Annotated in this window: 7 protein-coding genes; all 7 read left to right on the top strand. The window is 72.4% G+C overall.

Annotated features, from left to right (window positions below):
- The first annotated feature begins 215 nt into the window (after positions 1-215).
- Entirely contained in the window at positions 216-578 is a 363-nt protein-coding gene (locus ABNT58_RS16290; protein ID WP_348754499.1) for a DUF2946 family protein, read from the top strand.
- Positions 579-859: 281 nt separating this feature from the next.
- Positions 860-1,639, top strand: a complete 780-nt coding sequence (locus tag ABNT58_RS16285; protein WP_348754498.1) for an FxDxF family PEP-CTERM protein — start codon at positions 860-862, stop codon at positions 1,637-1,639.
- Between the two features lie 143 nt (positions 1,640-1,782).
- Positions 1,783-4,113 (top strand): MbnP family copper-binding protein, encoded by a 2,331-nt coding sequence (locus ABNT58_RS16280; RefSeq protein WP_348754497.1) that lies wholly within the window; start codon positions 1,783-1,785, stop codon positions 4,111-4,113.
- On the top strand, positions 4,110-5,276 hold the full coding sequence (locus tag ABNT58_RS16275; protein ID WP_348754496.1) for an MbnH family di-heme enzyme: 1,167 nt from the start codon (positions 4,110-4,112) through the stop codon (positions 5,274-5,276). The genes ABNT58_RS16280 and ABNT58_RS16275 overlap by 4 nt, the downstream gene beginning before the upstream one ends.
- On the top strand, positions 5,224-6,495 hold the full coding sequence (locus ABNT58_RS16270; protein WP_348754495.1) for a hypothetical protein: 1,272 nt from the start codon (positions 5,224-5,226) through the stop codon (positions 6,493-6,495). Before ABNT58_RS16275 ends, ABNT58_RS16270 begins: the two co-directional genes overlap by 53 nt.
- Before the next feature lie 67 nt (positions 6,496-6,562).
- A complete protein-coding gene (locus ABNT58_RS16265; RefSeq protein WP_348754494.1) occupies positions 6,563-7,399 on the top strand; it encodes a PEP-CTERM sorting domain-containing protein in 837 nt (278 codons plus the stop codon).
- 46 nt (positions 7,400-7,445) lie between these two features.
- Positions 7,446-8,566: cytochrome c peroxidase (locus ABNT58_RS16260; protein WP_348754493.1), on the top strand; the 1,121-nt coding region annotated here is incomplete at its 3' end.

Here is an 8,566-nt window from a genome sequence, read left to right as displayed (position 1 = left end):
CGACCGCTGACGGCCGCCTCTGTGTGTGAGGCCGACCTTACTCAGCCCGTGGCTGCACACACCACGGAGAAGCTCCCGGCGTGCACTGGTGAAAACCCGTCGGGCACCCGCGCGCAGGCTCGTCTGCACGAAGTTGCATAGACAACTGCAAGAGGATCCTTATTCTCAGGAAGTACTTCACGAACGACGTACACGCAGCACATAATCGGTGCGCCATGAATGCCTTGCGCCACGCCCCCTGGACCTGCCGGCTGTTGCTGGCTGCGTTCATCGTGGCCGTGTTCAACATGGCCTTGATGCCGCTGCTGCATCCGCAGTCCATGAACCTGGTGTGCAGCGCCTCCGGTGTCGTCAAGCTCGTGCTGGCCGATGGTCAGGACGACGCATCGCCTGCCCAGGGCCATGGCACCGAGTGCCCGCTGTGCACCCTGGGCAGCGCACCACCGCCGGCTGCAGTGGTGCCCCAGGTCTTGCCGCTGTCGCCGCTGGCGTATGTGATGCAGGCCATCCCGGCCGCACGCCTGGCAGCGGCCACTGCCGCGCCGCTGCCGCCTCGCGGTCCGCCCGCGCGCGCCTGAGCAGCCTTCTTCGCTGCCCCTGAGACCGTCCGCCGGTCTGGTCCATCCGCTGCATCTGTCCGTTCGCTGCTGAGCAGTCGAGCGTGCCGCTGCCTGTGCGTGTTCCACCGACGCCATCCCCGATGCCATCCCCGACGCTGAAGGCCTGAAGCCCGGCGCGGCCGGCTCGCGTCGCCCCGGTCTCCCCCCGTCATCGCCCCTATTCCGCACGGCCTGCCGCTGAGGCCAGGCAGCGGACGGGTGTGCGCCTGCGCTTGTCTTTTTTGTCATCGCCGATCGACATGACTTCCGTTCGCCTGTTCTTTCTCGCCGCTGCTGCGGCCGCTTCCGTGCCCGCCGCTGCCCACATTGGTTATGGCGGCCGCGACTTCGGCAGCTTGCAAGCCGACAGCTTCACCACCATCAGCAACCAGGCCGTGAGCGGCAACTACGGTTGGGCCGACGCCACCGACGCCGACTTCGGCGACAGCCACCGCTCGCGCGCCTTCCGCTTCCACCTCGACAGCACCTTGACGCTGGAGATCACCGCTGCCGCCAACGCCGGTGCCACGGCCACCTCCATCGGCGGCCTGCTGCCCGGCTTTTCTCTGTACGAAGGCCTGGCCCATGTGTCGCCGGCCTCGGCCGACCATGACGGCGCGGCCATCACGCTGGACTACCTGGCCAGCCTGCCTGGCGTCGCCAAGGAAGGGGCCTGGGTGGCCACGGGCGACTGGCGCATCGGCAACGACGGCAACGCCGCCCAGCCCGCGGCCTTGTCCAGCTTCCGCTTCGTCGGCTACGCGGTGGACGGTGATGCCGGCAACTTCGGCAGCGCGGCCGGCCTGGTGGGTGACGGCCTGGCCGACGGCACGGTGACGGCCCGCTTCACGCTCGGGCCGGGCGATTACTCGCTGTTCGTCGGGGGCGCGGACTACGCCGCGCAGGCCAGCGCCGCGCTGCCCAGCTACGGCCTGGCCGTGACCGTGGCCGCGGTGCCCGAGCCCGGCACCACGGCGCTGCTGCTGGCCGGGCTGGGCCTGGTCGGCGGCCTGGCCCGCCGCCGCGCACGCCCCGCCTGATCCGTCGTCCACCGCCTCCACCTTGCCGACCCATGCCACCGAAGCTGTTGTTCCCTGTCGTTCGCGCCCATCGGGCCGCCGTGCCTGCGGCCTGCCTGGTGGCCTTGCTCGTCGCCGCCTGTGGGGGCGGTGGAGGCGATTCGGTGGCCGTCATTGGCGGCGACTCGACGCCACCGGCCACCCCCACCACGCCGCTGCCGTTGCCCACGGCCAGCGCCACCACGCTCAGCGGCACCGTGGCCGTGGGCGCTGCGGTGGTGGGTGCCCAGGTGCGCGCGCACTGCCTGAACGGCGATGCCCAGGCCCTGGCCCCCACCGATGCGCTGGGCGCCTACACGGTGGAACTGCGCGACGTGCTGCCACCGTGCCTGCTGCAGGCGCGCGGCGGCCAGGCCGGCGGTGTGGCCTTCACCGGCGTGCTGCATTCGCTGGCCCAGGCCACCGGCCAGGCCGCGCTGCATCCGCTCACTGAACTGGCGCTGGCCAAGGCCTACGGGCGTGAGCCTGCCGCTGTGTTCGACGCTTTCGTGGCTGCGAACGACCTGCCCAGTGCCACCACGCTCTCCTCCGCGGCCGACTGGGTGCGTGCGCAGGCCGGCGCCCTCGGCTTGTCCATGCCCGCTGGCGACCTGTTTGCCGGTGCGTTTGCCGTGGGGGACCAGACCGACCGCCAACTGGATGCGCTGGCCGCCCGGCTGGCCGCCGACGGCGCGACCTTGTCAGACCTGCGCAGTGCCGCGGTCGCCGCCACCGCCTGGGCGCCGACGCTGGCGGCCACCCGCGCGGCGGCCGAGGCGCGTGCCGCGGCCGAGGCCCAGGCCGCCGTCGATGCCGCGGCGCGCCAGGCCGAAGCCGAGCGGCGCGCGGCCGAACAAGCCGCGGCGGCCGAGGCCGCCCGCGTGGCCGCCCAGCGCGCCGCCGAAGCAGCCGCCCTCGCTGCCGCGCAGGCGGCCGCTGCCTCGGAGGCGGAGCGCCTGGCGGCGCTGGCCCGCGCCGAGGCGGCTGCACGGGCAGCCGCGGAGGCTGAGGCGGCCGCCCGCGCGCAGGCCGAAGCCGCTGCGCAGGCGGCCGCCGCGGCCCAGGCCGACACCGTGCGCGGCACGGCACGTGCGCTGGGCGGTGCCCTGGTGGGTGCCACCGTCGACCTGCGCTGCGCTGCCGGTGCACCGCAGACCGGCGCCATCACGGCCAGCGATGGCAGCTTCTCGCTGCGGCTGCAGCAGGCCAGCCCGCCCTGCGTGCTGCAGCTGCGGGGTGGGCGTGCGGGCGGCAATGACAACACCGAGACCCTGCACGGCTGGGTGACGCAGGGCGGCAGCACGGTGCAGGTCACGCCCTTGTCGGATCTGATCCTCGGGCGTGCGTGGGGTGCCCGACCAAGCCAGGTGTTCAGCCGCTATGCCGGCGGCGCCGATGCACTGGGCAGCAGCAGCCTGGCGGCGGCGCGCCAGGCCGTGGTGGCTTCACTGGCCACGTTGGGCATGCCGGCGCCCACGGGCGACGCCCTGTCGGGTGCAGTGGCCGACGGCGATGCCACGGCGCTGGCGCTGCAGTCGTTCAGCGGCATCCTCTACACCCACGACGTGACGCTGGCCGAGGTGGCCGAGGCTGCGGCCGCCCGCAGCGACCTGGCGGCCCGCATCACCGCCGACCGCAGCGTGGCGGTGCAGTTCGCCGCCGTGGCCGGCAGCACGCCGCTGCGCTGCGGCACGCCGCTGGGGCCGCTGGGCAGCACCGCCACCCCGGCCCGGCTGATGGACTTCCGCTTCTACCTGTCGGCGGCGCGGCTGTTGCGCGCCGACGGGGCAGAAGTGCCGGTGAAGCTGGCGGCCGACAGCGCCTGGCAGACCACGGCCGCCAACGGCGACGCGGTGACGCTGATCGACCTGGAAGACGGCAGCGCCGAGTGCGCCGCCGAAGGCACCACCGGCGGCAATGCGCTGCTGGCGGGCACCGTGCCGGCCGGCCGCTACGTGGGTCTGCTGGTCACGCTGGGCGTGCCGCATTCGATGAACCACACCGACACCGCCACCGCACCACCGCCGCTGGACAGCTTTGCGATGGGCTGGAGCTGGCAGGCCGGCCGCAAGTTCGCCAAGATCGAAGTCACCCAGCCCAGCGCCGGGGCCTGGTCGTCAGACACCTTCTTCGTGCACCTGGGCGCCACCGGCTGCACCGGCAACGCCGGCCTGGGCACGGTGCAGTGCAGCAAGCTCAACCGGGGCCTGATCCGGCTTGAAGCATTCGACCCTCGCACGCAGAAGGTGGCGGTGGACCTGGAGGCACTGCTGGCCGGCACCAACATCACGATCAACCAGGGCGGGGCGCAGGGCTGCATGTCGGCCGGCACCGACCGCGACTGCGACGGCGTGTTCCGGGCGCTGGGCATCGACTGGCGCGCCGATGGCAACGGCAGCGGGCTGCCGATCGACGGCGGCCGCACGCAGACCGTGTTCAAGGCGGTGGCCAAATGAAGCGGCTGTGTGTTCTCTGGCTGGCGACGCTGGCCCTGCTGCTGGCCGGCTGCGGCGGTGGCGGCAGCACCGAGGTGCAGGTCGACCGTGGCAGCAGCAGCGGATGGGCCTGGAGCCTGCCGGCGCAATTTCCGGTGCCGCGGGTGCCCGCGGACAACCCGATGACGGCCGACAAGGTGGCGCTGGGCCGCTTCCTGTTCTACGACCGCCGGCTGTCGGGCAACGGCACCCAGGCCTGCGCCAGCTGCCACGTGCAAAGCCTGGCTTTCACCGATGGCCGCATCACCGCGCTGGGCTCCACCGGCCAGGGCCATCCACGCAATGCCCAGCACCTGGGCAACGTGGCCTACAACCCGACGCTGACCTGGGCCAACAACGCGCTCACCGATCTGGAAACGCAGATGCTGGTGCCCCTGTTCGGCACCGCACCGGTGGAGATGGGCATCAACGACGGCAACCGCGCCGCGGTGCTGGCGCGGCTGCAGGGCGATGCGGCCTATCCGGCGATGTTCGGCGCGGCCTTCCCGGGCGAAGCGGCGCCGGTCAGCTGGGGCAACGTGGTCAAGGCCATCGCGGCCTTCCAGCGCACGCTGGTGTCGGGCAACAGCAAGTACGACCAGTATCTGCGCGGCCAGGCCACGCTGACCGACGCCGAACAGCGCGGCCTGACCCTCTTCTTCGGCGAGAAGGCCGAGTGCTTCCACTGCCATGGCGGCATCAACTTCAACGACCAGTTCGTGCATGCCAGCTCGCGCCTGACCGAGACGCCGTTCCACAACACCGGCCTCTACAACATCGGCGGCACCGGTGCCTTCCCTGAGCCCAATCGCGGCCTCTTCGAGCTCACTGCGCTGGCCGCCGACATGGGCAAGTTCCGCGCGCCCAGCCTGCGCAACGTGGAGGTCACTGCGCCCTACATGCACGACGGGACCATCGCCACCCTGGCCGAGGTGCTGGCGTTTTATGCCGCCGGTGGCCGTGTGATCAGCAGTGGCCCCCATGCCGGCGATGGCCGCAGCAACCCGTTCAAGGACCCGCTCGTCAGCCGCATCACGCTGGATGCGCAGGAGCGCGAAGACCTTGTCGCCTTTCTCAAGACCCTCACCGACCATGAGTTCCTCACCAACCCCCGCCTGTCCGACCCGTTCGCCGCCGCGCGCTGAGCGCTGGCCACGCGGTGCCGCGGCGCTGCTGCTGGCGGCGCTGGTTGGTGGCGCCGTCGCGCACGGCCTGGAAGACCACGAGGCCGACGACACCGCGCCGGGCGTGCAGCTGGAAGGCGCGCTGGCGCTCAGTGCCGCCCACGCCTCCCAGCCCTGGCCGGCAGCCCGGCTGCCGGGCCTCTTCAGCAATGGCGACACGCCGGCCGACCGCCGCGGCGGTGCGCTGGAACACGGCACGCTGGCGCTGGGCCTGCGGGCCGATGCGCAGTGGTCGGCCCGGCTGGGCTACGGCTGGCACGACAGCGACCCCGCCCACGTGGAAGACGCCTGGCTGCAATGGCAGCGCCCGCTGGGCGAGGGCCGGCTGCAGCTGCGCGGTGGCCGGCAGGCCGTGCCCACCGGCCGCGTGGTGGCCGGCGGCGGGCATTTCGACCGTTTCGGCGCCATGCCGCTGGCCAAGCGGGTGGTGCTGGGCGGCGACTGGATCGACGACGGCCTCGACCTGCGCTGGCAGCGCGGGGAAGACGACCGCTGGCCCTGGCTGCAGTCGCTGGGTGTGGGTGTGTGGCGCGGCCGCGCCTACCCGGGCGGTGCCGGCATGCCCTGGGCGCCGGCGCTGCAGGCGCGTGTGGGCGCCGGGGGCTGGCAGGCCCAGCTGCTGGCCATGCGCCTGCAGCCCAGCCGCCGCGGCGCCTACATCCAGAACGCGTTGTCGGGGCATACCCACGCCAGGCCCGACTGCGAGCGCAGCCTGGTCGGCATCACCTGCTTCGACGGCCGCAGCGACGTGCTGACGCTGGGCCTGCGCTGGGACACCCCCTGGACGGGCTGGACGCTGCAGGCCGCGGGCCTGTGGCGACGCGATGTCGGTGCGCTGTGGTCGGCCAGCGGCGATGCGCATTACCGCGGCAACACCGGCGGCGGCTGGCTCGATGTGATCTGGCAGCCCAGCGACCGCTGGCAGCTGGCGCTGCGCGGCGAAGGCGTGCGCGGCGTGCAGCGTGTGCGCGGCAGCGGCGCACTGGCCGTGGCCACCGATGCCGGCCTGCTGGGCAACCAGCGTGTGCAGCGGCTGGCCGCCAGCGCCGGCTACCTGCTGCGCGACGACCTGCGCGCCAGTGTGGAAGCGGGCGTCGACCGCATCGGCAGCGAGCGCGAGTCCTTCGCCGCGCTGCGCCTGGTGTGGACGCCCGGTGCGCTGTGGCGCCGCGACTGGTAGCGGCCCTGCGATCACCGATTCAACCCCCGCGGGGCACGGCCCCGCATTCACCTCAGGAGAGAGCACGATGAACAAGACCTTCCAACCCGCTGCCGCGCTGCGCAGCCTGGCCGCCACGGCCGCTCTGCTGGCGCTGGCGCCGGCCGGCTGGGCCGCCGGCTCGGTCGAATTCCAGGCCTGGAGCGGCGCCGGCAACAGCGACGCACCGCTGCTGAGCGTGGGCGGCAGCCTCAGCGACGTGCAGACGCTGGGCAAGAACAGCTATGCCGACAACCCCAGCCTGATGTACTCCGGCTGGGCGCATGTGGGCGCCTGGTACAACTTCCAGGTGGCCACCACGGCCGACATCACCCTCACGCTGACGCCCACGCTGGCCTCGGCCAACTTCGCGCCCGGCCTCACGCTCTGGGCCTCGGGCAGCAGTGCCTTCGACGGTGGCACGGAATCCGACGAGTTCGCCGTCAACGGCTGGGGCAGCCCGCATTCGCTGAACGTGGCGGGGCAGGTGGGTGACGTCGGCACCGCCTGGCTCAGCGGCAGCAACGGCAACATCCAGCAGACCCTGGCCTATGCGCTCACCGGGCCCAGCCATGCATCCACCACCACCGGCTGGGGCGAGAACCTGGTGCAGGGCGTGAACGACGTGCGCAAGGACAACAGCTTCGCCACCGGCGTCAGCGGCACCGCTGTCGGCAACAGCATCAGCATGACCGTCAGCGGCGTCAAGGCCGGCTGGTACACCATCTTCATCGGCGGCGCCAACAACGCGCTGGCCACGTCGGCGAGCTACAACCTGGGCGTCAGCGCGGTCGCGGCCGTGCCGGAGCCGGGCACCTGGGCGCTGATGTTCGGTGGCCTGGCCGCGGTGGCCGGCCTGCAGCGCCGCCGTCGCCCGGCGCGCTGATCGGTCCCCTCCGCCCTCTGTCCACTTGTCTGTACAACTTGTCGTGATGAAGCTGATGGCACCGCGGGCGCTGCCCGCAATCCTGCTGGCGCTGGCCGGCTGCTGGGCCGGCATGCCCGTGGCCCGGGCCGAGTTCGGCCCGATGCCGATGTCGCTCAAGGGCGTGCCGGTGCCACCGGTGCCGGGTTTGTATGACGGGCCCCAACCCATCATCGTCGACCGCCAGGCGGCCATCCAGCTTGGCAAGGCCTTGTTCTGGGACAGCAACGTGGGCAGCGACGGCATGGCCTGTGCCTCCTGCCACTTCCAGGCGGGGGCCGACCGCCGGGTGCGCAACCAGCTGGCGCCCGGCGGCAAGCATCAGGTGGCGCCGCGCTTCGACCAGGGGCTGGACGGGCTGCGCCGTGGCCCCAACCAGGTGCTGCGGGTGGCGGACTTTCCGTTCACGCAGCCGGCCGATCCGCTGACCGAAGCCGACGTCGCCGGCCTGGCCCGCATCTCCGACGACGTGGCCGGCTCGGGCGGCGCCTTCGGCGGCCAATTCCAGTCGGTCAGCTACGCCATGACCAGCACCGACGGCTGCGTGCGGTCGCCCGATGCGGTGCACCAGATCGGCGGCATCGGTGCGCGCCGCGTGTCGGCGCGCAATGCGCCCACGGTCATCAACGCGGTGTTCAACCACCGCCTGCTGTGGGATGGCCGTGCCAGCAACGTCTTCAACGGCAGCAGTGCCGGCGGCCCGCGCGACCCGAACGCGGGCGTGTGGGTGCTGCAGGCCGATGGCAGCGTGCGCCGTGAGCGGCTGGCCTTGATCAATTCCGCCCTGGCTTCGCAGGCGATGACGGCGCCCGTGGACGCCACCGAGATGAGCTGCAGCGGCCGTTCGCTGCCCGACCTGGGCCGCAAGCTGCTGTACCGCCCAGTGCTGGAGACGCAGATCGTCAGCGCCACCGACAGCGTGCTGGGCCCGCTGTCGGAGAGCGTGCGTGCCGGCACGCCGCTGCCTGCGCTGCAGGTGGACTATGTGACGTTGGTGCAGCGCGCCTTCCATCCGCGGTACTGGTCGTCCATTCAGCGCGGCCCCTACGGCAAGCCCAACACCGGCGCCCGCGGCGTGATGTCGCAGGCCTACAGCCAGGTGGAAGCCAACTTCAGCCTGTTCTTCGG

It is taken from the genome of uncultured Aquincola sp. (assembly GCF_964001545.1).
In the GTDB taxonomy this organism is placed as follows: domain Bacteria; phylum Pseudomonadota; class Gammaproteobacteria; order Burkholderiales; family Burkholderiaceae_C; genus Aquincola.
Note: the sequence above shows the minus strand (reverse complement) of the source record. Positions and strands in the feature narration are given on the sequence as shown.